Raw genomic sequence first — 24,536 nt, forward strand, 5'->3', positions numbered from 1 at the left:
TCTACCCCCTGTAGCCGGCGACTGGAAGATCCCCTAGGGAGCGTCGAGCTAGCCAGGAAAGAAGTACCCGCTGCGTGGCCTCATCACCATCGCGAAGTAGGCGAAATAGGTGAGTGAGCAGTTCGAAGTTCTTTTGGCAGAAGGTACTGAACGCCCGATGGCCGACTGGGTCACCCTGACGCGCAAAATGCTCGATGGGGTCAGCACCGCAGTAAGGCACGAACGCACAGTCTGAACAGCCCGGCAGGGCTTCGGCCACGCCGGCAGAGAGCAGCAGTTCTATGACTGGTGAGCCCAGAAGCTCCTGTAATGGCTGTGCCACGTGGCCCAACTTCAGGCCGTTTTCTCCCATCTCGAGCAGCATGCGTGCTTCGTCGGATGGGTAGACGTCACCGTCATAGTTGTAGAGAAGGGTGCCCAGTCCCGCTCCGAGTGGTGAGCGTAAATCCACGTAGCCTGACGAAAATGGCGTCAGTACGTTACTGAGCAATAGGGAGGTGTAGCCCTCGGATAGGTAAGCGCCCTGTTGGTTGACCGCAATCAGGTAGGCCAGCGATGACTTGTAGAAATCGAGGTATTCGCCCATTGAGTAATCCAAGCGCTGACTGGATTTCTTCGCGAACCCGTATGGACTCAGTGGACGCAGCGCAATGCTGTTGAAGCCCTGCAGCACGTACTCATCGATGATGGCCTGCGGATGCTGGAGGCTTTTCGCGGTCAGGGTAGTCAACGCCGATACGGCATCGCTTCCCAAGCGCTCCCTGATCCACTCGATACCTTTCAGCGTGCGCTCGTAGGCGTCTTTCCCAGGAGTAGGGCGGTTGGCGTTATGCAGGAATGCTGGGCCATCCAGAGAGGTGGAAAACTGAATGCCGTGGGTCTTCGCGAAATCCAGTATTTCATCTGTCAGGTGATGCAGGGTGGTGCTGATGACGAACTGAATGCTGCGTTTCTCGTATTCGTTTCGCTCCACCACGGCTTCAACGATCTGCCGGATGCGATCAAATGCGAGCAGTGGCTCGCCGCCCTGGAACTCCACCGTGAGCACGGGTGAGGGCGACTCAAACAGCCGATCAACTGCATGGCGTGCATGCTCAGGCGACATGTCATGGCCTGAGCCACCGAGTGGCGCCCGAGATACTTGGCAGTACTGACAGGTGTGATTGCATCGCAACGTGACGACGAACAGATGCAGGGCCGGCCCGCCGAACAGAAACTCTTTCCGGCTGCGGTATTGCGCGGCGATTTCTGGGATCGGGTTGTGCCGTTGCGGCTCGAAGATGAAGTGCCGGGCCAATAGGTCTTTGTAGAGCGACGTTCCACGTTCGAGCTGCTTGCCTACGAGTTGGCGTAGCTGCTGCTCGGAGATGAACAGGTACTCTCCGGTTTCAGCGGTGATGAGTACATTATTCGCGCCGGTGTCTTCCATGCGCAGGAATCGGAAAGGCAGGAGCTTATAGCCGACCTCTCTCGCTACCAATACCGTCCCCAATTTAGACCCCTGCCTCCCTAAGGGCGACGCTGGCTAGGATTTCTCTAAGGCCTGAGGTTTCTTGTTGAATTTGTTCTCGGAGAGCGAAATCGTTCAGGGATCGAGTAATGAGCGTCCGCGCATATGCTTCGGATAATTGGGGCGCGTCGATTCGGAAGTCGGCAGGGGTTACGCTCAGGTGAAGGTTGTCATCCTGCTGGTCAATGAGAATTGAAAGGGTCGGCGACAAGGCATATACGGCCTTCTGGGCAACGCGGAGTGGGTAGATCTTGTTATCAATTATGATTGTCAGTGCCCACGTCATGCGGCTTGCCTTCCTTAGGCATGAAATTATGTCTGGATATTGCCTTGAGTGAAGGCTTTTTGCCATCTTTACTTCGCAAATCTATTAGGGCTCATAGCCTGGAGCACAACGCAATCGCGTCATGCTCCGGCATGCCTTTTCCTCAAGAGCTATTTCCTACGCTTTGCCTTGATCCCTCCATTCGCTGATGAAGGCGGCTCAGAAAGCCCACCTCGAATGCGCTCCGTTCCGTGGAGCACGTCAGTTCTTCTCGGTTGGATATCAGCGCAACCCAAAGCCAATGCGTGCGTGTGCCATCCAACCATGTTTCAGCGGCGCGCACGCCTTGTTGAAAGGCGGGTCGGCAATCCTTTGCCCAGGTGATTTTCAGGCCTGGATAGCCATCGTTGGAGGGCAGGGTAGTGGTCGTGCCTCTAGCCATGGCCGTTTTCTCCCCGCGTTTCCGACAGTGCTCGGCGGTAGAGTACTGTCAGCTCGTCGAGCAGTTCTTTTGCTGTAAAGCAGGCCATTCTCACCCTTAACGAGTCCGGTCGTTCTCGTTCCTTTCGGGCGAGTTCTTCGAATAACTCACCTAAAAGCGCAACACGCAGTTCTGCGTCGGCTTGGGCGTTGCGAGGCTGGAAGTTGGTGCCCGAAATGGGGCTTGGACGTTTGGGGAAGTTGAGTACACGGCCGAGTAGATTAGCCATGGGGCACCTCCAGGATGGAGGTCAGTAGGCCGAATGGGCGAGCAGGGTGGTGCCCTGGCGTAAAAGCTGGATGGCGCATTTTCCTTATGCTCCCTGGTTTGATTAAGGAGCCGCCACCGCCGTTGCTACGCGGTTATGGTGACGGACCGCACGGGGGTAGCAAACCGGAAACCAAGGGAACCGGCCAGGCCGAAGCCTGCCCCGTACGGACCGCCATAGAAATGCGGTAGCACGGTATTGGATACCGGCTAGGCAATTACGACGCACCGCGTCTTGGTTTTTCAGGTTGCTACACCCGGCCACGGGATAGACCGCGACCGGCGCACTCTAGCTCGCAGGTTTTCAGATGGCAACCTTGGAGGTCGTGGGAAAGGGAGCCCGGCCATTGAACCAGGCTTTTTCGCGCCGTCCGTCGAAGCCATGGCACTACAACCCCGAATGCTTTTCCAGACCTGTAGGCGCAGATGTCCTGCGCTGATACGGGAGAGTTGTCATGGCAGTTGAAAATAACGGATCAGAAGGCGCTTTCCAGGAGTCGAGCAACAAGACTCCCGACACCGGTGAGGGGCACAGTTCCGGCCTGGAGAAGGCCAAGTCAGAGCCCAGGCAAGGCGCGGATGAGGCTGAGGCGAAAAAGAATCGCGTCGATTGGAACCCACCTGCAGGCAACCCAGGCTCTGATCAGGACGCGCAGCAGGATCGCGACATTGGCAGCGCGAAGACTGATTGATCGCGGAGAGTTAACGGGAAAGGGGGCAGATTTATTTATTGGTTCGCCCAACTGCCTGGTAAATAAATCTGTCCCCTTATCCCTGTATCCCTGTATCCCTGTGGAAATGATCAGCCGTACCTTACGGAGTTGCTTCAAATCGGCTCACCATCAGCTTACCGATAGCGGCCGAGGCATCTTCATTGGCTGGGCTGTAGACCAGCATCGCCAGATCCGGCCGGCCGTCGACTATGAAGGTTGAATACTCCAGCGCAAGTAGGCCTGCGATGGGGTGGCGGATATGTTTTACCCCCTCGCCAAGCTGTTGTACCGCATTGTCACGCCACATCCGGGCGAAGTCCGTGCTGGCTGCGCATAGTTCGTCAGCAAGGGCTTTCATGTTTTCGCTAGCGCCCGCGCGTGCGGCATCGGCGCGAAATACTGCGACGATGAAACTGGCGACCGATTCCCAATCTAATTGAGCGGCTTTGAAACGAGGGTCGAGGAACATGCGGCGTAGAACATTGCGCTCAGCAGGCTCTAGCGCTTCGTAGTCAGTCAGTACTACAGAGGCTGCACGGTTCCAGGCAATCACATCCCACATTGCATTTCGGATCATGGCTGGCGTCGCACCGAAGGCATCCAGAACACGTTGGAGCCTCGGCGTGACACCCTCCGTGGGTCTATAGCGGATTTCTGGCGCACGCCCCAAGGCGAGTATGAAAGCATGCTCGCGCTCCACCTCTGTCATCATCAGTGCTTCGGTGATGCGATGCAGCACCTTGGCGGACGGTGCACCTCCGCGTCCTTGCTCAAGCCAGGTGTACCAGGTTGCACTGATGTTGGCTCGCTGCGCGACTTCCTCCCTGCGAAGCCCTGGTGTGCGCCTGCGACTGTTGGGCAAACCGAGTGCAGCAGGGTCAACGCGGCTACGGCAGTTCCGTAGGTAGGTGCCCAGTGAAGTGATATCGGCGACGGTGGGGGATGTGGCCATGATCTCGATCCGGGTAATTGTTATACCAGTATAACGACACGACTTTACCACCATCATGGCTAGCGAGAGAGTTGCTCTCCCGTAATTCGGAGAGTATTGCAATGTACGTATTTGTCACCGGTGCAACCGGATGGGTTGGCTCAATTGTCGTCCAAGAGCTTCTTCAGGCAGGCCATGCGGTCTATGGCCTGGTTCGTTCGCCGGAAAAGGCGGATGCGTTGACGGCTACAGGGGCCAGGGCGGTATTGGGGACACTCGATGACCTGGATCTGCTCGCCCGTACCGCAGCACGGTCGGATGCGGTGATCCACACAGCGTTCAATCATGACTTTTCCCGTTTCATCGAGAATGCCGAGCAAGACCGCCGCGCCATCAATACGCTTGCAACAGGCCTGGGGGGCGGTGGGCGTCAACTGGTCGTAACGTCGGGAGTCGCTGTGGTGAGTCCTGGACGGCTTGTCACGGAAGATATGCCTCAGGAGGATCTCTCTCACCCTCGCCAATCCGAGGCGGAGGCGCGTATTGCAGAGCAGTTCGATCTGCGTGTTTCTGTCGTTCGTCTGGCTCCATCGGTGCACGGAGAGGGCGACCATGGGTTCATTTCTACTTTGATTGATCTGGCGCGGCGCACGGGCGTTTCTGCCTATTCTGGCGATGGTTCCAACCGGTGGCCGGCGGTACATCGTTTGGATGCTGGCAGGCTTTACAGAAAGATCCTGGAGGCCAAGCAACCCCAGTTCGCCTACCACGGTGTCGCTGAAGAGGGGATTACCTTCCGCGACATCGCTGAGGTCATTGGCCGTAGGTTGTCACTACCCGTAGAGTCTAGGCCTCCAGAGCACTTTGGTTGGTTGGCTCGATTTGCTAGCGGTGATTTTCCTGCATCTGGTGCGCAGACCCAGGAATCCTTGTTGTGGTCGCCGAGCCAGGTGGGGTTGTTAGCGGATATCGATAGTTCAGCGTACTTCCCGGATTGATCCGAGATGGTGAATACCCCTTGAGGCTATCGCTCTCAAGGGGGGGCGGCGCAAGTACGGGCATCACGCCTTCCCGCTATCTCGATCGCTCTCCATATGCTCCCTGACCAGCGTCAGCGCCTCTTCGACGGGCAGAGCAGTACGCATTCGCTCTGCCAGCATGGCCATGAGGGCTTCCTGCTGGCAGGCGACGATGGCGGCTACGCGGCCGTCGTTGCATAGCAGGGCAATGAACCGCAGCTGACGAATATCGCCCTCGATCAGTGTCTGTTGCCAGTCGCTGGCGTGGCCGAGGTAGTCGAAACGTTTGCCGAAGTGCTGCGTCCAGAAGAACGGCACGCCTTCGTAGGAAACCTGGGCGCCCAGCATGTTCTGCGCGGCCACTCGGGCCTGCTGCTGGGCGACGCGCCAGTGTTCGATACGTGTCGGCTCGTCTGCCAGGGGAAAGCGCGCGATGTCTCCGGCTGCCCACAAGCCGGGGGCCGCCAGCTGATGACGATCCACATTGACCGCACCATCTTTTGCCAGGCCCAGCTCTTCGAGCATGTCGGTCGCGGGGCTCACGCCGATGCCGACCAGCACCAGATCCGCCGCCAGCTGTTCGCCGCTGGCGAGACGCACCGTTCGAACCCGCTCTTCGTCCCCTCCGGGTTCGCTCTCAAGGCGGATGACCTCATCGCCAACCCGCAAGACCACGCCGTTGCTCTCGTGCAGCAGGCGGATGGCCATCCCGATCTCGGTGCCGAACTGTTTGGCGAAGGGCACTTCGTGTCGGGCGATCAGCGTTACTTTCAAGCCTCGGTTGCGCAGTGCGCTGGCGGCTTCCAGAGCGATGAAACTGTCGCCGATGATCACGGCGTGGCCGCCTGGTATCGCACTCTGCAGCGTGTCGGCGGCATCTGCGCGCGAACGCAGCAGGTGCACGTTGTTCAGGTGTGCTCCCGGCACGTCCAGCATTTTCGGCTGAGCGCCGGTTGCAAGCAGTGCGGCATCGTAGTGATGGCGGCTGCCGTCACTCAGTTGGATTTCCTGCCGGGCCGGGTTCAGGCGCGTTACTTCGGCATGCACCTGCTCGATGCGCTGCTCGGTGTAGAAGTCTTCGGCCTTCAGCATCGGCACCTCTGCTGGCGCCATCTCTCCGGCAATCACGAATTTGCTCAGAGACGTCCGGTCATAGCCGGGCGATGTCTGCGGGTCGATCAGCAGCAGGCGCCCGGCGAAGCCCTGTTCGCGCAGGGCCGATGCGGCTGCCGTGCCCGCGGCACCGGCGCCGATGATGACGAACAGGCGGTTGTCCTGGGGCGATGCCTGCCTGTCTGCCGGTGGCAGTGGCTGGTCGTCGAGATAGACCTGGCCATCCCGGACTTCCACCGGATAGCGGCGTAGCGACTCCAGGGCGGGTGGCTCGCAGAGTTCGCCATCGGTAATGGTGAAGGCTGCTTTGTGCCAGGGGCAGACCAGCCGCCCGTTGCACAACGCGCCTTCGGCCAGTGGCGCGCCGGCATGCGGGCACTGGCCCTGATAGGCATATATCCGCTCGGCGCTGCGCAGCAGAACGAAGGTCTCTTCGCCGATCTGTGCTGGTGTCGGGCGGTCATCATGCAGCGCCGTCAGGCTGGTGACTCGATGCAGGGGCATGGGGCAGTTTCCCATGAGGGGTAACAGGTTTTGTTGGCACGAACCGTCATTGCTGTTTGCTGAGGCACAGCGGTGGCCGATGGCTCAGTAAAGCGCGGGCGCGGCTTCGCGCATGAAGATCTCAACGGTCTTGGGGCCGATGCCGTCGAATGTTCGCAGGCGTTGCTCGAATTCATCGCGATCGGCGCTTTGCTCGCGCAGGTTGCTGAGCTTGCCGCCGTACTCGTCGAGGAGTTTCCTGCACAGCTTCACCAGGCGCTCCGCGGTGGAGTTGTCGTAGCGCACGTAATGCGCCTGGCCGAGCATGTGCACCAGTTCGGCCTTGCTGCAGTTACCCAGCTTGCGCGGCGTATCGCGCTGGTGCTGCTCGACGATGACCCGATACGCCTCTGTGGCGATGCCCTGCTGGATCGGTTTACCGAAGAGAAAGCTGGCGATCAGCCATTTGAACAGCGCAGCGTCATGCGCCCGGGCGATTCCTCTGTCCAGGCCGAGCTGTTCGGCGGTAACGCGTTTCGCTGCCATGGTGCATCTCCCGTTGGCCGACAGGTGGTTACGGCATCGCGGATAGTCGCGAAATGAGGCTATCGGTGATGGCGAGGGATCACGCCAGCATTGCGGGATCGCTGCGACCGACGCCATGCTGGCCTTCTGCAGTTTTCGTCCCGTAGGCGCTACGTTAGGTTCGTCCCGTATGACCGACGGTAGGCACGTGGCTGCACAGTCGTTTCAGCGCCACGAATGGCTACACGGGCTGTGCAGCCGAGCCGAGCAACCGCGTTGGTTCACTCGGTGCGCCGGGTTTCCTCGACCAGGCTGGCGACTACCCGCACCAGCGCCTCGCTGGTCGACACAGGGGTTGCCAGCGCCTGGTCGAATAGCGCCAGTTGTCGATCCGCGCTGCTGCCGCTACTCGCGATGTGGCGTGCACGCGCGAAGACTTGGTGATCGGTGCAGTGCTCGCCGAGTAGCGTTTCAGCACGATCCAGCCAGGTGGGGAGGCTTTCCAGCGTCGTAGCGGCGCTGTCGAGAAACTGCGCCTGTACGCCGAAGCGCCGGGCGCGCCAGTAGTTTTCCCCCGTCACCAGGCGCTGCCCATGGCCATCGGCGACGCCACCGCTCAGGGTCAGGGCGTGGGCGACCAGGGCGCGGAACAGGCCAACGATGCACAAGGCATCCTCGACCAGCGGGCAGGCATCGGCAATGCGTAGCTCCAGTGTCGGATAGCGCGCCGAAGGGCGGACGCTCCACCAGATGTCGTTGGCTTTGCGAATGGCCTGCGCGCCTGCCAGCATCTGCACATAGGCATTGAACGCAGCCTCGTCGTCGAAATGCTCGGGCATACCCATGCGCGGCCACTCTCCACACATGGCCTGGCGGTAACTCTTCAGTCCGGTGCTGCGCCCGCCCCAGAATGGCGATGAACTGCTCAGGGCCAACAGCAGCGGCACCCAGGGCAGCACACGGTTCATCACCTGAATCCTGTCATGATCTTCCGGGATGCCGACATGCACGTGCAGGCCGGAAAGCAGGCTGCGCTGCGCCACCATCTGGTGATAGGCGAACAGCTGTGGATAGCTGCCTTCTCTCGTCGCCAGTTGCTCTCGCCAGTCGGCGAAGGGATGCGCACCGACGGACACCACCTGCAGATCGAAGCGTTCGGCTATCGCGACCAGGCATTGTCGTCCTTCCAGCAGTTGATCCCGCGCGTCACTCAAATGATGGAGGATCGGCGTAGCCAGTTCGATCTGGCTCTGGAACATTTCTGCACACAGCCGCTCACCGAACTCCGCCTGGCAGGCGGCGATGAAGCCGGGCGGTGGGCAAGGGGGAATGTCACGGGTCAACGGGTCGACCAGGAAATATTCCTCTTCGATGCCGAAGCTCGGGCCGGGTGTTTTACCAGCGGGGTCATGCATGGTGCGCTCGCTTGGACAGGCTCCTATGCAAGGGATGCCGGCGCCGTGGGGGAGTTCAGGGCAAAGATTGGGTGGCGCCGCCGTTGATCTTTTAGGTGGAATCTTTCGCGGCATGAGCTGCTCACTATTTCATGCAGCCGACGGGGGCGCAGCCATCTGGCCGGCCCGCGTACAAAAGGTTACAGCGGCTAATGCCCGGGACTCGCTACCTTGTACATTCCCGTTGCGAACAGACCGCCGATCCTCGCGCTGCCTTTGAACTGCCCACGCAAAGGCTTCGACCATGACTACATTGACCCCGATTTTTACCGATCCTTGCCAGGGGGCCAATTTCGGCAGCTCCGGCCCGATTCGGCTGATGTACGAGGCACTGCTGCAGACTCCACCCAGTACCGAGGCTCGCGCCGAGGCCAGGCGCTTTATCGACGCGCAACTGGAAGAGGCGGGCCAGCTGCCTTGCGAGATGCCGCTACAACCCCAGGCTTTGATGGAATGGATGCGCGCGAGTGCACAACGCACCACCCAGGCTTACGCCGAGTATCTGGAAGAGCGGCGTCAGGGCCAGCCACGGCGCTATTTCAGCAACCGGGCTCATGCGTTGTATTTCCTGCGCCACGTGGCACCAACCAAACTGGTCGACGGCGCATGGCTATACGGCCTGCTGCCGCATTGGCAGGAGGTGCGCCTGCGTCCGTTGCTGCGCACTTACCTGGAAGAACTGGGCGATGGTGTGCCAGCACAGAACCATGTGCTGCTCTACAGGCAGTTGCTCAGCAAGCATGGTTGCGACGAACTGGCCGAACTGGATGACGCGCACTTTCTGCAGGGCGTACAGCAGTTGGCGCTCGGTCATCTGGCCGATGACTATCTGCCGGAAGTGCTGGGCTACAACCTCGGCTACGAACAGTTGCCGCTGCACCTGCTGATCACCAGCTACGAACTTACCGAACTGGGTATCGACCCCTACTACTTCCAACTGCACGTGACCATCGACAACGCCAGCAGCGGCCATGCCCAGAAGGCGGTGCAGGCGGTGCTGGAGAGTCTTCCCCAGGTCGGGGATGGCGAGGCGTTCTATCGTCGGGTAGCGGCGGGTTATCGGCTGAACGACCTGGGCATCGGCTCCACGGCGGTGATTGCCAGTTTCGATCTCGAGGCTGAGCTGCTTGGCATGCTCGAGCGCAAACGTGGCGTGGCCGGCATGGTTCACTCCGATTACTGCCGAATCGACGGGCGTACGGTCAACCAGTGGCTGAGCGAGCCGGGGCAGATGCGTGGCTTCCTCGATGCCCTGCAGGCACGCGGCTGGATCCGCCGTAACGAGGATCCGCAGCGCAGCCGTTTCTGGCAACTGGTACAGGGCGAGGGGGCAGCCATGTTCGGCGTGTTCAGCGCCTACGAGCAGCAACTGTTGCACGACTGGATCGCTGGCGATTGGGCCAGGCCGTTGCCGCGTGCGAGCAGGCACCGGCGAGCCGCGCCGACAGCCGCCGCTGCGGCCTCCGGGATCGACGCCGACGCCCGCGCACTGCATGCCCAGTTGCGCGAGCTCCCGGCCACGCAGCGACCGGCACGGTTGATCGAGCTGATGTCGCCAGCCAGGCACTTCACTCCGGCAGGCCTGCTGGCGACACGACTGTTCAATGCCTACCTCGACTGATCGCGGCGGAGCTGCAATGACTACGAAACAGCCCATGGCAGCGCCGCTTCAGGCGCTGCTAGACCTCGGTCGTGCCTTGCACGAACGCGGTTATCGCTTCACCACGGGAACCCCACTCACGCACAGCCAGGTTAACGCGCGAAAAGAGAATGCCGAGGCGCATGATCTGGTCGGCGTCTTCGGCTGGAGCCGACCCTTCAAAGCGGATTTGCTCGATGCCGACCTGATCGAGCTGATGCGTGCCGCCGATGTGCTGATCGAAGAGGGCGCTCAATGGCGTAGTTCGGTTCGCTGGTCGAGCATTGGCGAGCAGCTGTTCGTGCATTCGTGCTATCCCACACAGCAGGCCGATGCGGTGTTTTTCGGCCCGGATACCTACCGTTTCGTGCGCGCCATCGATGCCTTTCTCAGTGCGTCCTCCACGCCGCCGATCCAGCGTGCCGTGGATATCGGTTGCGGCGCCGGGCCGGGTGCTCTGCGCATTGCCCTGGCTCGGCCAGCCGCGCAGGTGCTGGCGCTGGACATCAACCCGCGTGCGCTGGATTTCACTCGTGTCAGCGCCGCGCTGGCCGGTGCGGATAACCTGCAGGCCCAGCACAGTGATCTGCTGAACGAAGTGGACGGCACATTGGATCTGATCGTCGCCAATCCGCCGTACATGCTCGACAGCGAGGCCCGTGTCTACCGCGATGGTGGCGGCGAACTGGGCGCCGGTCTGTCCGTAGCCATCGTCGAGGCCGCGCTATCGAGGCTGGCGCCAGGCGCTAGCCTGCTGCTGTATACCGGCGTGGCGATGACCGCCGCGGGCGATCCGTTTCTCGCTCAGGTGCGGCGCGCGCTGAGTGGCCACTCACTGGCCTGGCGCTACGAGGAAGTCGACCCGGACGTGTTCGGTGAGGAATTGCTCAAACCCGGTTACGAACAAGTCGAGCGCATCGCCGCGGTGGTTCTCACTGTCACGCGCCGGCAATGATGATCTTGCCCGGTTCCAATAGATTTTGACGTCCTCTGAATAAGTCGGCGTCGTACTGGCTACCTCGTTGAGGCAACTGCAGCGCCCGTTTACCAGCGAGGGAATCCACTCATGGACAATCAGCCTGAGCATCGGCGTAGGAGTCGATTGATCGTGCGTACTGGCTGGGCGAGGCACCGATGTGTTGGCGGAAGAAACGGGTGAAATGGCCCTGTTCCGAGAAGCCCAGCGCGTCTGAAAGCAGGCAGAGGGTGCCGTTTCGTTCGTTTTCGAGCCAGTCGAAGGCCCGCTGCATGCGCGCGGCGTTGAGCACCAGTGTCGGGGTGCCGCCGGTGGTCTTGCGGAACAGCGCGAAAAACTGGGCGCGGGACAGGCCGCTGGCGCGGGCCGCGTTGCCGATGCAATCCGGATCGTCCAGGTGGGTTTGCAGGTAGTCCTTGCCCCGGCGGATACGGGCATCGGGAATGATGTCCCCTGCGCCGATGCGCCAGAGGTGGCGCCACTGGGAAAAGCGCTCGATGAGCTCGATGAGGAAGTCGAACAGCAGGAACTCCAGATGCTCCCGAGGAACCAGGCCAACGCCGTAGGCTTCCGCTATCAACTGGTCGGCAAGCCGTCGATTGTCCCGACTGAGGTCGATGCAGGGTTGGGCGAAGAATTTCGGGTGGCCGCTCAGGGCAAGGGAGCGCTGAGCGCTGGCGAGCCAGGCGGGTTCGATGTACAGCGCGAGGATCTGGGTATGTTCGGCACCCGGCTGGAAGTCGTAATAATGCGGTTCCCAGGCATTGACCAGTACGGCCGTGCGGTCAGTCAGGGGGACTTGCCGGCCGTTCACGTTGAAGAAGGTGTCCGCCCCGGCCGCCTTGATCAGCACATGGCATTCGGAATGGGTATGCAGCACCAGCGAACGATCCATGTTCAGCAGGGCGACCCTGCCGAAAGCGCCATGGAATACGCGTTGCGCGCTGGACATCACGACCTCCACGGATTCCTCGGTATGGGAATCCACTTGTTTTTATAGACCCGATTCTAATCCGGTCGCACATTTTGTACATCTTCTGGGTGGTCGACATCGCGGAGGACGCCGGGTTCACCCACTTCCAATCGTCGGCAGCGGCCGCCGTGCTCGACCAGCACGGCTCGCGCGCCCTGGTCGCCGTCGAGGCGGGTGAGGGCGTCGGCAAAGGCATGACCGAAGATCACCGGATGGCCGGTACGGTTACCATGGACGGGCAGCAGGATCCGATCCGCCTCTGCTTGGCCCGCGAGTCGTTTCATCAACACCACCGGAATCCAGGGCATGTCGCCGAGCAGGATGGCGAATGCCTTGCAAGGGTATTGCCTGATCGCCATGACGCCGTCGGCGAGGCTTGCGCCCATCCCGCGTGCAGCGCGTGGGGTGCGGATCGGCTCGACGGCGGCCGGTAGATCGAGCGTGGCGATGTCATCGTCTTCGCGGATTACCACGCTTACCCGGTCGAAGGCCTCCAGGGCATTGGCGAGGCTGGCTTGCAGCACCGTTCGCCCATCGGCGAGCCGGGCGAGGCGTTTGTCCGCACCGAAGCGCCGGCTCTGCCCGGCGGCAAGAATCAGGGCGTGAACATCACTGGCTTTCGCCTCAGAGCTCATCGCGCGACTTGCCATGATAGACACGCAGGACGTCCGCAACGACGGCTAGTGCGATTTCCGCGGGAGACTTGCTACCCAGGTTCAGGCCGATAGGCATGTGGATGCGGGCGATCTGCGCCTCGCCGAGGCCTCCGACGCGGGCCAGCCGTTCGGCACGCCTGGCCGACGTTTGCCGCGAGCCCATCGCGCCGATGTAGAAGGCCGGTGTGCGCACCGCTTCCATTACCGCCAGGTCGTCGATCTTCGGGTCGTGGGTGAGGGCAACCACCGCGGTGGCTTCGTGGCAGCCGCCTGCGGCGATGTACAGCGACGGCAGCACGCGTTGCATTTCCACGCCCTCCAATACCACCTCCTGCATCTCTTCTCGCGGATCGCAGGCGATCACCTCGCAGCCGACGGCGCGAGCGAAGCTGGCGCAATATTCGGCGACCGGCGACAGGCCCGCGAGAATCAAGCGGAGTGCAGGGCCGATGCGGATGTAGGCGACCTCGTCATGCACCTCGACTCGCTCGCCGCCCTGATCGTCTTCCCGCAAGCGTATTTCGCCGCTGCTGAAATCGACCTCGCGGCACAACCGTCGCTGGCCGAGGAGTGTTGCCTGCAGCAATTCGAGATGCTCGATCCATTCGTGCTCTGCCGACCTGCGCTCAACCAGCACCTGGAGGATACCGCCGCAGGGCAGCTTGAGACGGTGTCGATCCTCATTGCTTTCGCCGTAGCGGACGACCTGGGTAGTGGCACGCAGGCCGCCTTCTTTGAGGGTGTCGAGAAACGCTTCTTCGACACAGCCGCCGGACAGCGAGCCGACGAAGGAGCCATCGCCCAGTGCCACGAGCATCGCGCCCGGCGCGCGCGGCGCAGAGCCGTAGGTCGAGAGAACCGTGCACAACCAGAGCTCGTGACCATCGCGCGCCCATTGCAGCGCCTGGTCGAGCACCTTCAGGTCAAGGTGTCGCATGAGTTTTCCTCGGAACCTTGCGCCAGGCCCCTTCAATTTCAGTTAGGCTGCGCGACTCGTGAGTTCAGGAGTCGTCGAAGCATGCTGGATCGTCAGTATCTGGATCTCGATTCGAAGCGTCTGGAGTACCACCTGCTGCCAGGTTTGGATCGCCATAAGCCCACCCTGGTTCTGCTGCATGAAGGGCTTGGCTGCGTGGATATGTGGAAGGACTTCCCGGCTGCGCTGGCCAGCGTTACGGGCTGTGCGGTGTTGGCCTATAGCCGGATCGGCTACGGACGATCCAGCCCGGTGGCGTTGCCGCGCCCACGGGATTACCTGAGCGTCGAAGGGCCTGAGGAACTGAAGCAGGTGCTCGACAGGCTGACCAGCGGCTCCGTGATCCTGATCGGCCACAGTGACGGCGGGTCGATCGCCATGGCTTACGGCGCCCGCCGGGATCCGCGTGTTCGCGGCATCGTTTCCCTGGCGGGGCATGTCAGCGTGGAGGCGCTTTGCCTGGTGGGAATTCGCCGGGCCGTCGAGGCGTTCCGGCGCGGTGACCTGCGCGACCGTCTTGCCGAGTATCACGGCGACAATCTCGACGGTGCCCTGCGCGGCTGGAGCGAAACCTGGCTGCGGGACGACTTTCGCGACTGGAACCTGTTCGCCGAGTTGCCTGCCATCGAAGTGCCCCTGCTGGCGGTGCAGGGGCGTGAGGACGAATACGCGACGGCGGAGCAGTTGGCGATTATCGCAAGAGAGTCGCCCAGCGCGACGACCGTGCTCCTGGAGCATTGTCGCCATTTTCCGCAGAACCAGGCCCGTGAGGAAACGCTGCGACTGATCCAGGCGTTCCTTCGGCGCCTGGCCGTCGACTGAGGCGTTGCGCCGGCCGGTGTGGTTCAACGATCCATCTCGCCCAGCAGCCAGGAGACGGCTACGCCTATGACCAATGCCCAGAATGGCGCGCTCACCCCGAGCAGGGAAAGGTTGCTCATCGCCACGGCCAGGGCAACGAAGGCGCCGATCTGGCAGGCCGATCCTTTCTGGAACGCCTGCTGCAGCGAGGTGAGTAGAACCCCCAGCATGGCCAGGCCGGCTACCACCAGGATCAGCTCCTTGGGCAGGGCGGTGATGAAGGGAACGGCGATGCCGGCGAAAAGGCCGAACAGCGCAAACAGGGTGCCGTTGACCAGCGTGGCGCCATAGCGGGTGCGCGGGTTGTCTCCGGCCTGGTCGCTGGAGCAGATGGCGGTCATCGGCCCGGCGATGTTCGCGTTATGGCCGCCGAGCAGACCGGCAAGCATTCCGCCGAGCCCGCTGATCACGGTCATGGCGTTGACCGGGGGATCGTACTTCTCCGCTATCAGTACGCCGGTGGCTTGGGCGTTCTCGGCACCGATGACGAGCGCGGCCAGCGGAATCGAAATGGCGAGGAAAGCATCGAAGGTAAAGTGCGGCATGGTGAAGGCGGGCATCACGAAGGCGATATCGACATCCTTCGGCGTTACCATTCCCATCGCCAGGGCCATCACCAGGCCGACGACCACGGCCGCCAGTACCGGTGGAATGCGGCGGGTGAAGCGCATTGCCAGGAAGAACGCGAGCGCCGCGGCGCCGGCCATCAGTGGGGCGGCGGATACGGAGTCCACGGCACCGGTGGCGAAGCGGATCATCGCGCCGGCGATCATCGCCATCACGATGGGGATCGGCAGCCATCGCATCAGCTTGCCGATCACGCCGGTCACACCCAGCAGCAGTACCAGCGCACCGGCCATGATGAAGGCGCCAGTCGCGTCGGCGAAGTTCATTCCGCCCAGCGCGGAGATCAGGATGGCGGCACCGGGAATGGAATAGGCGCCGCAGATCGGCTGTCGGTAGCGCAGGGCCATGTACAGGCTGATCAGCCCGCCGAGTACGTAGATGGCGAACAGCCAGGCGACGGTTTGACCGTTGCTCAGTTGACCGGCTTCCGCCGCATTGATGACGACCAGGGCGGGGCCGGTGCAGCCGAACAGCGCGGCGACCGTGCCGGCACTGACAGCTTTCAGGCTGAACACCTGGCTCATGGGATAACGTTCTGTCGCTGTGCCGGCGGGCGGCAACGGACGGCTGTGGGTTTCGCTGCTCATTTAGAAGTTACTCCGCTGTGCTGTTGTCGTTGTTTTGCGGTGCAGGCGGGCGCGAACGCCCGCAGAAATGCTTCTTTGCTGATCAGTCGCCCTTGAACACGGCGGTGCGCTTGCCGTGGAATGCCTCGACGCCTTCGCGGAAATCGTTGGAACTGCGCAGCCGGCTGTAGCAGTGGCCTTCCATTTCGATGGCGACTGTCAGCGGTGCGTCTTCGTTGTCGTTGATCAATTTCTTGGCGGTGCGCTGAGCCAGTGGCGAAAAACGGCGCAGCTCATCCACCAGTTGTGCCACGGCACCTTCCAGCTCGCTGTCTGCGACGCATTCGGTGGCGAAACCCCAGTCGTAGGCCTGCTGCCCGGTGATTCGCTTGGCGCGCATGACGATGTGTTTGGTGCGGGTGATGCCGATCATTTTCTGCAGGCGGGCCGAGCCCCCTGAGCCGGGAATCTGCCCGAGATTCTGTTCCGGCAGGGCGTAGCGCGTGGTTTCCGACGCGATGCGGAAGTCGCAGGCGAGGGACAGTTCGAAGCCGACGCCGAAGGTATAGCCGCGGTTGGCGGCGATCACCGGCTTGCTGCAACGTACCGGCGCGGCGACGTTCCAGGCCAGTTTCGATACATGCTCAGGCGAGGCCTCGAGGAAGCCCTTGATGTCGCCGCCGCTGGAAAAATGCTCGCCCTGGGCGCGCAGGACGATCACGCGGACGCCTGGATGCGCGTCCAGAGCTTCGAAAACCGTTTTCAGCACGTCGCGCTGAGCCATGGCGATGACGTTGAACGGTGGCCGCGCGAGGACAATGTCGGCCCGTTCGTGGCCGAGATCCAGCTCGACGCTAAAGCCGTCGAATGGCGTTTTCAGATACTGCTCGATGGATTGTGTATCGTTCATGGTCGGATCCTTCTGGGATAGGAAATTCAGCTGGCGGCCTTCAGCGTGCCGTAGTCGGCCACCAGTACCCGGCGCAGCACCTTGCCGACAGGGGATTTGGGTATCTGCTCGATGAACTCGTAGCGACGAGGACGCTTGAAGCGGGCGAGGCCTGAGGCGATGCAGTGGGCGTCCAGGTCAGCTTCGCCGATGGGCCGACGGGCCTTGATGAAGGCGCTGATCAACTTGCCCCATTGCTCATCAGGCAGGCCGACCACCACGACTTCCTCTACGTCCGGGTGTAGGGAGAGGACGTTTTCAATCTCCGCCGGGCTGACGTTCTCGCCGCCGGTGATGATCAGATCGTCGACCCGCCCGGTCACGAACAGGTCGCCGTCCTCGTCGAAAAATCCGGTATCGCCGGTGAAATACCAGCCGTTGCGCAGCGACTTTTCGGTGGCTTCCGGGCGCTTCCAGTAACCCTCGAAGGCTTCGTCGCTGGAGAGGTCGGCGATGATCTGGCCTTCCTCGTGGGGGCGCAGTTGTTGGCTGGGCGAGTCCGCGTCCACGGGTACCACGCGAATGCGCTGGTTCAAGGCACAGCGGCCGGACGAACCGGGTTTGCGGGTTGCCTGCTGGTCGATGGTGAAGGTGTAGATCTCCGAACTGCCATAGTGGTTGACGAACAGTTCCGGCTTGAAGGCGGCCTCCACCCGTTGCAGCAGGCCATCGCTCATCGGTGCTCCGGCAAAGCCGATCTTGCGCACACTGGCGACACGTTCGCGGTTGAAGGCGGGGTGTTCGATGAGCATGTGATAGAGGGTGGGCACCAGATAGAGGTCGGTGACCTTTTCCCGCTCGATGGCATCCAGCGTGGCTTCGACGTCGAACTTGGGTATGCAGACGAAGTGGCCGTCCAGCAGCGCCATCGACAGCAACGAGCGCACACCCATGGTGTGGTAGAGCGGCATGACGCCCAGGGTGCATTCATCGTGGCCATAGAGGTTTTGCGCGACATGCGCGACTGCCGCGGCACGTTCGGCGCGGTGGCGTCGTGGAACCCCCTTGGGCCGGTTGGTCGTGCCGGAGGTATAAAGCATCAGCGACCAGTCTTCTGCACCGGCACGCAGGATGGTGCTGGCCGGTGCCTCGGCACACAGCTCGTCGAAAGCGATCGCCTGGTCGCCGACGGGGGCTCCGGTGGTGATGCAGGATAGCCCACTGATCCGGCATGCTTCGATGGCCTCCCGAGAGACGTCATCGTGGGCAATGGCGCGTGCTTCCGAATCCGCCAGGCACCAGGCCATATCATCCGCGGTAGCCCGCCAGTTCAGTGGGGTCATGATGATTCCGCTGAACTGGCAGGCCCAGTGCAGCGTTGCCATCTGCCAGCGGTTCTGCATGCACACCAGAAGGTGATCGCCTTTCTGCAGACCGCGCTTTTCCAGCCCATGTGCGGCGCGCTGAATATCCGCGAACCAATCTTCGTAGGTCTTCCTGACGTCGCCGTCACTGATCGCCAGGGCGTGCGGGCGCCGTTCGACGGCGGCGAGAAAACTGCGTCCCAGATCAAACATGAGCGTTCTCCAAAGGGGCCATTTGTTGTTGTCGTTGGTGGGCTACCTCGAGGATCGCCTGCACGATGCCGGTGTAGCCGGTGCATCGGCACAGGTGGCCCGAGAGCATGTCGCGAACCTGGCCTTCGTCCGGCAGCGCTACGCGCTCGAGGAATTCGACGCAGGACATCAGGATGCCGGCCGTGCAGAAGCCGCATTGCAAGGCGTGATGGCGGCTGAAGGCCTGCTGCAGATCGTTCATTACCTCGTCGCGGGCGAGGGACTCGACCGTGTCGATCCGTTTGCCCTGCGCCTGTACCGCGAGCATCAGGCACGACCGGCTCGCTACGCCGTCCACCAGTACGGTGCAGGCGCCACAAACGCCGTGTTCGCAGCCGACATGAACGCCGGTCGCCCCGAGGTCGTGGCGCAGGAAGTCGCAGAGTTGCGTGCGTGTCCGAGCGACAGCCTCACGTGGGTGGCCGTTGAGCGTCAGGCGGATCGGAACGGTCTGGTCAGCTCGCGCGAGCATGTGGTTCTCCTTCGATCAATTGTCGACCCAGTTCGCGTACCATCTGGCGGCGGTAGGCGGCGGTGGCATGGACGTCGTCCTGCGCACCCAGTGACCAGGCAAGGGCGTTGAGTGCTTCGGGCAAATCCTGGCCGAGGGGAAGTTGGCGCCGCACCGGTCGATCGGAGACTCCGCCGACACCGAGCACGGCGTGGTCGCGATGAATGCAAGCGGCGAGCGCGACCATTGCGAAATCGCCGTGGCGCATCGCGACTTCGCGAAAGCGGTAGTCGACGCCTTCCTCGCGCAAGGGAAAGCGAACAGCCGTTACCAGTTCGTCCGGACGGCGATCCGTGCTGAGCACCCCCAGGAAAAAATCCACGGCTGGCACTTCACGACGCTTGCCCTTCAGCGATTCGAGCACTATCACGCCGCCGAGCGTGACCAGGCACAACGGAATCTCCGCACTGGGGTCGGCGTGGGCGACCGAGCCGCAGACGGTGCCGCGATTGCGGGTCTGGAAGTGGCCGACCCAGGGCAGCGCCTGTGCCAGTAGCGGCACGTCGTCGGCAAGGCTCGGGCGATCCAGTAGCTCCACCTGGCGCACGGCGGCACCGACTTCCAGCATGCCGCGGTGCGATTTCACCTCTTGCAGCGCTTGTATTCCGTTGATGTCGATGAGCACGTCGGGTTGCGTCAGGCGCATGTTGAGCACGGCCATCAGCGATTGGCCGCCGGCCAGCACGCGCGCCTTGTCGCCGTGAGCGTGAAGGGCTTCCAGCACTTCTCTCAAGCTGTCCGCGCGCAGGTAATCGAATGCGCAAGGTTTCATCGGGCGCCCCCCCTGCCGATCAGTGAGAGCAGGCGCTGCCAGAACCCATTGCCGCCCACTGGCTTGCCGGTCAAGCGTTGGGCGAGGCGGGCGAAGATCTGCCCGATGATCGCGCGCGAGGCGCTCTGCAGCATGCGTCCGCCTACCGCGGCAACCTTGCCGCTGACCGCGGCTTCGTAGGCGTACTCGAGCCGTGTGTGGCCGTTGTCCAGCTCGACCAGGGTGATCAGGGCATTGCCGCTGGCCGAGCCCATCGGACTGTTGCCGCTGCCAGACAGGCGCAGGGCGTGCGGTGGGTCGAGGTCGTCAAGCGCCACCCGGGCGGCGAAGCGCGCCTTGATCATTCCGACCCCGACGCTCACATCCGCGCGGTAGCGGTTCTCGCCTTCCAGTTCCAGGGCATGGCAGCCGGGAATAATCGCCTTCAGCGTCTGCGGGTCGAGGATTGCGTCATATACCTGCTGCGGTGCGGCGGGAATCTCGACGCTGTCGCGGGCCTGTAGCGACGGGCTACCCGCGGCACGGGGCGGATTCGCCTGTTCGAGACCTTCGGGCGCGGGTGGCTCCTCCAGGCCGATCATCGCGCGCACTTTGGCTGGCGTGAGCGGCAGGCGAATGTCACCAACACCGAGCGCATCCGCAACCGCGTTGGCGATGCATACCGGGGTGCTCATATTGTTACCTTCGCCGACTCCCTTCGCGCCAAGCGGCGTGAACGGCGATGGTGTCTCCATGTGCAGGATCAGTGGCTCGACGGCTTCCGGCGCGGTCGGGATGAGGTAGTCGGCCAGGGTGCCGGAGAGGAAGCTGCCGTCCTCGCCGTAGGCGAACTCTTCCATCAACGCTACGCCGAGCCCCTGGGTGAACGCCCCGCGAATCTGTCCGTCGACCAGCATCGGATTGAGGATGCGCCCGGCGTCGTGGCAGGTTATGTAGCGGTCGATGTGTACCTCACCGGTCACCCGGTCGATGTCCACGGCGCAGATATCGAAGATGAAGCCGTAGCACAGCGAGCTGTTTATGCGGTCGTCATCGTCGGGAGCGGTCAGTTCCGGTGGCGACCAGAAGGCGGTTTCCCGCAAGGCGCCGGGCTCGGTTGCCGGTAACAAGCCCGGCGACCAGTGGGTGGCGCCCGCGATTCGATGGAAGGGTTGGGTGGGGCCGTTGTCGACGAAGACCTTGCCACCGGCAAAACGAATCTGTTCCGGCTCCACCTTCCACATGGCGGCGGCGATGCCGGCCATGCGTTCGCGGATACGGACAGCCGCGTTGTGCACGGTACCGGCCACCGCGCCGGCGAACCGACTGGAATAGTTGCCGGACGCGATCGACCAGGCGTCCTTGCCGGTATCCAGTTCGACGTTGACGCTGACCTGTTCCAACGCGACGCCAAGCACATCGGCGACGACCTGCGCGACGACCGTCTGGTGCCCCTGTCCCTGTGGCGTGGAGGAAATATGCACACTGACATCGCCGAGCGGCCCGACGGCGACCGTCGCGCTACTCACGGCGCCGTTCTTCGGCCCTGCCTTGCGGCGTTCCTCGGGCGTCATGGCTGTGGTGATATAGCCCATGTTGGAGATCGAAGGCTCGACGGCAGCGGTGTAGCCGATGCCATAGAGGCGGCCTGCTGCGCGGGCCTCTTCGCGGCGCTTCAGCAACTCCTGCAGTTGCCCCTCGCGCACGGCCAGGTCTACGGCTGCGGGGTAGTCGCCAGAGTCCAGCAAGGCGCCGGCCGCCGCCCGATAGGGAAAGCTTCCACTGGGAACCAGGTTGCGGCGTATGACCTCCAGCGGGTCGAGATCAAGCTCGACCGCGATACGCTGCATCAGTCGTTCCAGCGCGAAATACACCTGTCCGCCACCAAAGCCCCGGTTCAGGCCGGTCGGCATCTTGTTGGTCAGCACCACCCGGTTGCGAACGGCCAGGTGGTCGATGGCGTAGGCGCCGGTCAGGTTGCCATGCATGCGATAGAAGGTGGCGGGCTCTGGTGCCCGGAGGTACGCGCCGCAGTCATCGATCTGATCGTAGCGAAGGGCCTGGACACGTCCGTCGCCGTCAACCGCGGCCTCGATCTCGCAGACCCGGTTGGTGGCACTGGATGACGCCTGCAGGTGTTCCAGCCGATCCTCCACCCATTTCACCGGAGCGCCGACCTTGCGCGCAGCGAGCCCCATCAGCACGACATAGGGGAACACGCCTTGCTTGATGCCGAAGCTGCCACCGGAGTCTGGCGGCGTGCGCAAACGGAGCCTGTTGCCTGGGACGTTAAGCCCACGTGCCATCACCGAGTGCAGCGCGAAGGGGCCCTGGAAATTGGAAAGAATGTCGTAGGTGCCGGTAGCCCGCTGGTATTGAGCGAGCACGACGTAGCACTCGATGGGCGTGCATGAGTTGCGCGGGAAGTGCACCTTGATCGAAACCTGGTGCGCGGCATTGGCAAAGGCGGATTCGGGATCCCCATAGCGAAAGCGCCGCTCGTTGACCACATTGGCGCCAACGGCTTCGTGAAGGACTGGCGCGTCTTCCGTCGCGGCGGCTTCCGGATCGATGACGGGGAGTAGCGGCTCGTACTCCACCTTCACGGCATCGAGCGCGTCTTCGGCGAGGTAGCGATCCTCGGCGATCACGACGCAGACGGGCTCGCCGACGTAGCGCACCTTTTCCACTGCCAGGCACCAGTGCTCCATCGGCGCGCGGACGCCGACGGGAAACGGATTGGCCCAGCGTTTGACGTCTTCACCCGTGAGCACACCACGTACGCCGGGTAGTGCGATGGCAGCGTCGGTATCGATCGATACCAGGCGTGCATGGGCATGAGGTGAGCGGACGATGGCAGCGTGTAGCGTACCCGGCGGTACTGCCACGTCATCCGCATAGCGTCCGAGACCCTGCAGTAGCGCAGCGTCCTCGACACGTTGCTGGCGGGTGCCAAGCTTGGCCTTCATGTCCGGCTGGTAGGCATTCATTCGACTCTCGCGTTCTTGTTGTTAGCGCGACGGCTACGGCTATGGCGAGAGTCTATGAAGACGAGCGGGCGGTTACCTTGCCGGGCGATCCGCGTTTTTGCTCCTGGGTATTGGAATTTGCCTTAGCGTCTGATCCAGCCGTACGTTGGTGGATCCGCAAAGCTCATCAGCGTTGTCATCGTAGTCCGCCATAGCGGCGTACTTCAGCGCTGTAGGGAGTGCCCGGCGGTCGCCAGGCCAAGCACCTGCATGAGTACGGAAGGTGAGGTAACACGCACGTTGCGCGTCACCTCAGCACCCTTACGGCTGGCGCCTTTGTTGCCAGCCAGCCACTGTTCTGGCAACAAAGGGCCCGAGGGATAGCACCATGAGCAGGCGCAGGAACTGTGAGGCCAGGATCAGCGGTAGAAATACGCTGGCGTCTCTGGCGATGATGACGATGGTTTCGATACCCCCTGGGCTCAGTGCCAGGTAGGCGGTGAGCAGGTCGATGCCTGGGATCAGCCTGGCCAGTACGAGGGAGAACAGGCCGCAGACGAGAATGATCACGGCAATCGCAGCCAGCATGATCGGCAACAGGCCCAGGCAATGCCTGAGTGCGTTGCGAGTGAAGGTCAGGCCCACGTACCAGCCCGTCATGGCGAAGGCCGGGATGAAGAGATAGGCCGGGACATCGATCACCACGATGCCCGCGGCCTGCAGGGCGGTGCCGGCGAACGCTGGCAGCAGTAGCGCCAGGGCGCCGATGCGGGTCAGCTTGCTTGCGCAGTAGCCACAGAGCGCCAGGCCGAGTGCGGCGAGGGTGGGGTGGTAGTCGGTGGGCAGATTCCAGGCGAGCCGCAGCGGGCCGCTTGCCGCTTCGGCGGCTTTGCCGGTATCGCCAAGCAAGGCGGCCATGGAGATGGACGCCACGGAAACCAGCACGATGCGCGTGTACTGCATCATCGCCACCACCCGTGGGTCTGAATGGTGTGTGTCGGCCAGCAGCACCATGGCGGAGGCGGCACCCGGGAACAGCCCCCAGATGGCGGTGGTGTCGGGCAGCCAGCGGTATCGTGCGATGACCACGCTCACCAGCACGATGACCGTCATGGTCGCGAGGTTGATCGCGGTCAGCTCGAACCAGTGTTCGAGGTATACCGCGAGCAGGCTCGGGGTGACGAAGGCGGCGATCAAGCAGCCTAGAACGCTCTGGGCGCCGAGCGAGAAATTCCTGTGCAGGCGCAGGCCGGCACCGCTCAGGGCCATGGCCACTGCGGCAAGCATGGGGCCGAGCATGAAGGCCGCCGGTACGTGCTGCCGATGCAGCAAGGCAGCGGAGCCGGCCGACAAAAGAATCAGTATCAGCCATCCGGTGAGCCTGGCGGTGCCTCGTGTTGTCATGATTGAGCCCAAGGGCGCTCCTCGTCAGTCATCGTTGAAAGCAGCGGTTCGGTTCTTCGCTCCTCGGCAGTGAGCCGGGCATCGCAGGCATTTCATCGTGCCAGCGACAGCGCAGCCTCGTTGATGCTGATCAGGAGAAGGGCGGGGCAGGCTGGCGCCTCTTGCACCGGGCTGGCCCGTGAGCTGGCGAGAATGTATGCCACTGGTTGACGAGTCGTAAATCTGTACGCAGATCGTCAATATGAGCGCTGGCGGCAGTGATGCGCGCGCGGCTGTGGCGGTAACGCCGGCCAGCAGAGTGCCTGGCCGGGGCCGCTCAGGCGCTCTGCTGGCGCTATTCGATTGGCTGAAGGATCCTGGT

General features: G+C 62.6%; 23 protein-coding genes. 5 read left to right on the forward strand and 18 right to left on the reverse strand.

Annotated features, from left to right (window positions below):
- Nucleotide 1: 1 nt before the first annotated feature.
- From hxsB to DNK10_RS19320, 4 genes are all read right to left on the reverse strand, one after another.
- A complete protein-coding gene (gene hxsB / locus DNK10_RS19305) occupies nt 2–1,492 on the reverse strand; it encodes a His-Xaa-Ser system radical SAM maturase HxsB (protein WP_131192675.1) in 1,491 nt (496 codons plus the stop codon).
- A gap of 1 nt (nt 1,493) precedes the next feature.
- The gene (gene hxsD / locus DNK10_RS19310; RefSeq protein ID WP_341869468.1) at nt 1,494–1,862 is read right to left on the reverse strand and encodes a His-Xaa-Ser system protein HxsD; all 369 of its coding nucleotides are present in this window, start codon (nt 1,860–1,862) and stop codon (nt 1,494–1,496) included.
- 76 nt (nt 1,863–1,938) lie between these two features.
- Entirely contained in the window at nt 1,939–2,217 is a 279-nt protein-coding gene (locus tag DNK10_RS19315) for a LasR-specific antiactivator QslA (protein WP_131192677.1), read from the reverse strand.
- Complete coding sequence (locus tag DNK10_RS19320) at nt 2,210–2,485, reverse strand: hypothetical protein (protein WP_131192678.1); 276 nt, start codon at nt 2,483–2,485, stop codon at nt 2,210–2,212. Before DNK10_RS19320 ends, DNK10_RS19315 begins: the two co-directional genes overlap by 8 nt.
- Nucleotides 2,486–2,978: 493 nt before the next feature.
- Between DNK10_RS19320 and DNK10_RS19325 the strand changes: the two genes are divergently transcribed.
- Nucleotides 2,979–3,215, forward strand: a complete 237-nt coding sequence (locus DNK10_RS19325) for a hypothetical protein (RefSeq protein WP_131192679.1) — start codon at nt 2,979–2,981, stop codon at nt 3,213–3,215.
- Nucleotides 3,216–3,336: 121 nt separating this feature from the next.
- Here DNK10_RS19325 and DNK10_RS19330 read toward each other — a convergent pair whose 3' ends face one another.
- Entirely contained in the window at nt 3,337–4,188 is an 852-nt protein-coding gene (locus DNK10_RS19330) for a helix-turn-helix transcriptional regulator (RefSeq protein WP_131192680.1), read from the reverse strand.
- Between the two features lie 101 nt (nt 4,189–4,289).
- Between DNK10_RS19330 and DNK10_RS19335 the strand changes: the two genes are divergently transcribed.
- On the forward strand, nt 4,290–5,165 hold the full coding sequence (locus DNK10_RS19335; RefSeq protein ID WP_131192681.1) for an SDR family oxidoreductase: 876 nt from the start codon (nt 4,290–4,292) through the stop codon (nt 5,163–5,165).
- A gap of 63 nt (nt 5,166–5,228) precedes the next feature.
- Here DNK10_RS19335 and DNK10_RS19340 read toward each other — a convergent pair whose 3' ends face one another.
- The 3 genes from DNK10_RS19340 to DNK10_RS19350 form a co-directional block, all read right to left on the reverse strand.
- Nucleotides 5,229–6,803 (reverse strand): FAD-dependent oxidoreductase, encoded by a 1,575-nt coding sequence (locus DNK10_RS19340; protein ID WP_131192682.1) that lies wholly within the window; start codon nt 6,801–6,803, stop codon nt 5,229–5,231.
- Between the two features lie 84 nt (nt 6,804–6,887).
- A complete protein-coding gene (locus DNK10_RS19345; protein ID WP_131192683.1) occupies nt 6,888–7,328 on the reverse strand; it encodes a DNA methylase in 441 nt (146 codons plus the stop codon).
- 260 nt (nt 7,329–7,588) lie between these two features.
- The gene (locus DNK10_RS19350) at nt 7,589–8,722 is read right to left on the reverse strand and encodes a carboxylate-amine ligase (RefSeq protein ID WP_131192684.1); all 1,134 of its coding nucleotides are present in this window, start codon (nt 8,720–8,722) and stop codon (nt 7,589–7,591) included.
- Between the two features lie 283 nt (nt 8,723–9,005).
- Between DNK10_RS19350 and DNK10_RS19355 the strand changes: the two genes are divergently transcribed.
- On the forward strand, nt 9,006–10,382 hold the full coding sequence (locus DNK10_RS19355; protein WP_131192685.1) for an iron-containing redox enzyme family protein: 1,377 nt from the start codon (nt 9,006–9,008) through the stop codon (nt 10,380–10,382).
- Between the two features lie 16 nt (nt 10,383–10,398).
- Nucleotides 10,399–11,355, forward strand: a complete 957-nt coding sequence (locus DNK10_RS19360; protein WP_131192686.1) for a N5-glutamine methyltransferase family protein — start codon at nt 10,399–10,401, stop codon at nt 11,353–11,355.
- Nucleotides 11,356–11,464: 109 nt separating this feature from the next.
- Here DNK10_RS19360 and DNK10_RS19365 read toward each other — a convergent pair whose 3' ends face one another.
- From DNK10_RS19365 to DNK10_RS19375, 3 genes are read right to left on the reverse strand one after another with little or no spacing between them, the layout of a single operon-like run.
- Nucleotides 11,465–12,328, reverse strand: coding sequence for an AraC family transcriptional regulator (locus DNK10_RS19365; protein WP_131180457.1), 864 nt, complete (start codon nt 12,326–12,328; stop codon nt 11,465–11,467).
- Nucleotides 12,329–12,384: 56 nt separating this feature from the next.
- Nucleotides 12,385–12,984, reverse strand: a complete 600-nt coding sequence (locus tag DNK10_RS19370) for a nucleotidyltransferase family protein (protein ID WP_131192804.1) — start codon at nt 12,982–12,984, stop codon at nt 12,385–12,387.
- Entirely contained in the window at nt 12,974–13,942 is a 969-nt protein-coding gene (locus DNK10_RS19375; protein ID WP_131192687.1) for an XdhC family protein, read from the reverse strand. Before DNK10_RS19375 ends, DNK10_RS19370 begins: the two co-directional genes overlap by 11 nt.
- Nucleotides 13,943–14,023: 81 nt before the next feature.
- Between DNK10_RS19375 and DNK10_RS19380 the strand changes: the two genes are divergently transcribed.
- Nucleotides 14,024–14,803: an alpha/beta fold hydrolase gene (locus DNK10_RS19380; RefSeq protein WP_131192688.1), complete on the forward strand. Its 780-nt coding sequence runs from the start codon at nt 14,024–14,026 to the stop codon at nt 14,801–14,803.
- Between the two features lie 23 nt (nt 14,804–14,826).
- On the opposite strand, the gene DNK10_RS19385 is transcribed toward DNK10_RS19380, so the two are convergent.
- The 7 genes from DNK10_RS19385 to DNK10_RS19415 form a co-directional block, all read right to left on the reverse strand.
- On the reverse strand, nt 14,827–16,056 hold the full coding sequence (locus tag DNK10_RS19385; RefSeq protein WP_131180453.1) for a benzoate/H(+) symporter BenE family transporter: 1,230 nt from the start codon (nt 16,054–16,056) through the stop codon (nt 14,827–14,829).
- Between the two features lie 82 nt (nt 16,057–16,138).
- On the reverse strand, nt 16,139–16,945 hold the full coding sequence (locus DNK10_RS19390) for an enoyl-CoA hydratase/isomerase family protein (protein ID WP_131192689.1): 807 nt from the start codon (nt 16,943–16,945) through the stop codon (nt 16,139–16,141).
- Between the two features lie 26 nt (nt 16,946–16,971).
- Entirely contained in the window at nt 16,972–18,501 is a 1,530-nt protein-coding gene (locus tag DNK10_RS19395; RefSeq protein ID WP_131192690.1) for an AMP-binding protein, read from the reverse strand.
- On the reverse strand, nt 18,494–19,012 hold the full coding sequence (locus tag DNK10_RS19400) for a (2Fe-2S)-binding protein (protein WP_131192691.1): 519 nt from the start codon (nt 19,010–19,012) through the stop codon (nt 18,494–18,496). The genes DNK10_RS19395 and DNK10_RS19400 overlap by 8 nt, the downstream gene beginning before the upstream one ends.
- Nucleotides 18,996–19,823 (reverse strand): FAD binding domain-containing protein, encoded by an 828-nt coding sequence (locus tag DNK10_RS19405; RefSeq protein ID WP_131192692.1) that lies wholly within the window; start codon nt 19,821–19,823, stop codon nt 18,996–18,998. The genes DNK10_RS19400 and DNK10_RS19405 overlap by 17 nt, the downstream gene beginning before the upstream one ends.
- Complete coding sequence (locus DNK10_RS19410) at nt 19,820–22,792, reverse strand: xanthine dehydrogenase family protein molybdopterin-binding subunit (RefSeq protein WP_131192693.1); 2,973 nt, start codon at nt 22,790–22,792, stop codon at nt 19,820–19,822. The genes DNK10_RS19405 and DNK10_RS19410 overlap by 4 nt, the downstream gene beginning before the upstream one ends.
- Before the next feature lie 300 nt (nt 22,793–23,092).
- Complete coding sequence (locus DNK10_RS19415; protein WP_131180447.1) at nt 23,093–24,175, reverse strand: AbrB family transcriptional regulator; 1,083 nt, start codon at nt 24,173–24,175, stop codon at nt 23,093–23,095.
- Between the last annotated feature and the right edge of the window lie 361 nt (nt 24,176–24,536).

Origin of the sequence: Phytopseudomonas daroniae (assembly GCF_004327275.1) — a bacterium.
In the GTDB taxonomy this organism is placed as follows: Bacteria; Pseudomonadota; Gammaproteobacteria; order Pseudomonadales; family Pseudomonadaceae; genus Aquipseudomonas; species Aquipseudomonas daroniae.

Excerpts from the sequence above, each read along its gene's own strand:
- hxsD (WP_341869468.1), bottom strand. The coding sequence starts at position 1,862 with ATGGCAAAAAGCCTTCACTCAAGGCAATATCCAGACATAATTTCATGC.
- DNK10_RS19315 (WP_131192677.1), bottom strand. The coding sequence starts at position 2,217 with ATGGCTAGAGGCACGACCACTACCCTGCCCTCCAACGATGGCTATCCA.
- DNK10_RS19320 (WP_131192678.1), bottom strand. The coding sequence starts at position 2,485 with ATGGCTAATCTACTCGGCCGTGTACTCAACTTCCCCAAACGTCCAAGC.
- DNK10_RS19325 (WP_131192679.1), top strand. The coding sequence starts at position 2,979 with ATGGCAGTTGAAAATAACGGATCAGAAGGCGCTTTCCAGGAGTCGAGC.
- DNK10_RS19330 (WP_131192680.1), bottom strand. The coding sequence starts at position 4,188 with ATGGCCACATCCCCCACCGTCGCCGATATCACTTCACTGGGCACCTAC.
- DNK10_RS19335 (WP_131192681.1), top strand. The coding sequence starts at position 4,290 with ATGTACGTATTTGTCACCGGTGCAACCGGATGGGTTGGCTCAATTGTC.
- DNK10_RS19340 (WP_131192682.1), bottom strand. The coding sequence starts at position 6,803 with ATGCCCCTGCATCGAGTCACCAGCCTGACGGCGCTGCATGATGACCGC.
- DNK10_RS19345 (WP_131192683.1), bottom strand. The coding sequence starts at position 7,328 with ATGGCAGCGAAACGCGTTACCGCCGAACAGCTCGGCCTGGACAGAGGA.
- DNK10_RS19350 (WP_131192684.1), bottom strand. The coding sequence starts at position 8,722 with ATGCATGACCCCGCTGGTAAAACACCCGGCCCGAGCTTCGGCATCGAA.
- DNK10_RS19355 (WP_131192685.1), top strand. The coding sequence starts at position 9,006 with ATGACTACATTGACCCCGATTTTTACCGATCCTTGCCAGGGGGCCAAT.
- DNK10_RS19360 (WP_131192686.1), top strand. The coding sequence starts at position 10,399 with ATGACTACGAAACAGCCCATGGCAGCGCCGCTTCAGGCGCTGCTAGAC.
- DNK10_RS19365 (WP_131180457.1), bottom strand. The coding sequence starts at position 12,328 with ATGTCCAGCGCGCAACGCGTATTCCATGGCGCTTTCGGCAGGGTCGCC.
- DNK10_RS19370 (WP_131192804.1), bottom strand. The coding sequence starts at position 12,984 with ATGAGCTCTGAGGCGAAAGCCAGTGATGTTCACGCCCTGATTCTTGCC.
- DNK10_RS19375 (WP_131192687.1), bottom strand. The coding sequence starts at position 13,942 with ATGCGACACCTTGACCTGAAGGTGCTCGACCAGGCGCTGCAATGGGCG.
- DNK10_RS19380 (WP_131192688.1), top strand. The coding sequence starts at position 14,024 with ATGCTGGATCGTCAGTATCTGGATCTCGATTCGAAGCGTCTGGAGTAC.
- DNK10_RS19385 (WP_131180453.1), bottom strand. The coding sequence starts at position 16,056 with ATGAGCAGCGAAACCCACAGCCGTCCGTTGCCGCCCGCCGGCACAGCG.
- DNK10_RS19390 (WP_131192689.1), bottom strand. The coding sequence starts at position 16,945 with ATGAACGATACACAATCCATCGAGCAGTATCTGAAAACGCCATTCGAC.
- DNK10_RS19395 (WP_131192690.1), bottom strand. The coding sequence starts at position 18,501 with ATGTTTGATCTGGGACGCAGTTTTCTCGCCGCCGTCGAACGGCGCCCG.
- DNK10_RS19400 (WP_131192691.1), bottom strand. The coding sequence starts at position 19,012 with ATGCTCGCGCGAGCTGACCAGACCGTTCCGATCCGCCTGACGCTCAAC.
- DNK10_RS19405 (WP_131192692.1), bottom strand. The coding sequence starts at position 19,823 with ATGAAACCTTGCGCATTCGATTACCTGCGCGCGGACAGCTTGAGAGAA.
- DNK10_RS19410 (WP_131192693.1), bottom strand. The coding sequence starts at position 22,792 with ATGAATGCCTACCAGCCGGACATGAAGGCCAAGCTTGGCACCCGCCAG.
- DNK10_RS19415 (WP_131180447.1), bottom strand. The coding sequence starts at position 24,175 with ATGACAACACGAGGCACCGCCAGGCTCACCGGATGGCTGATACTGATT.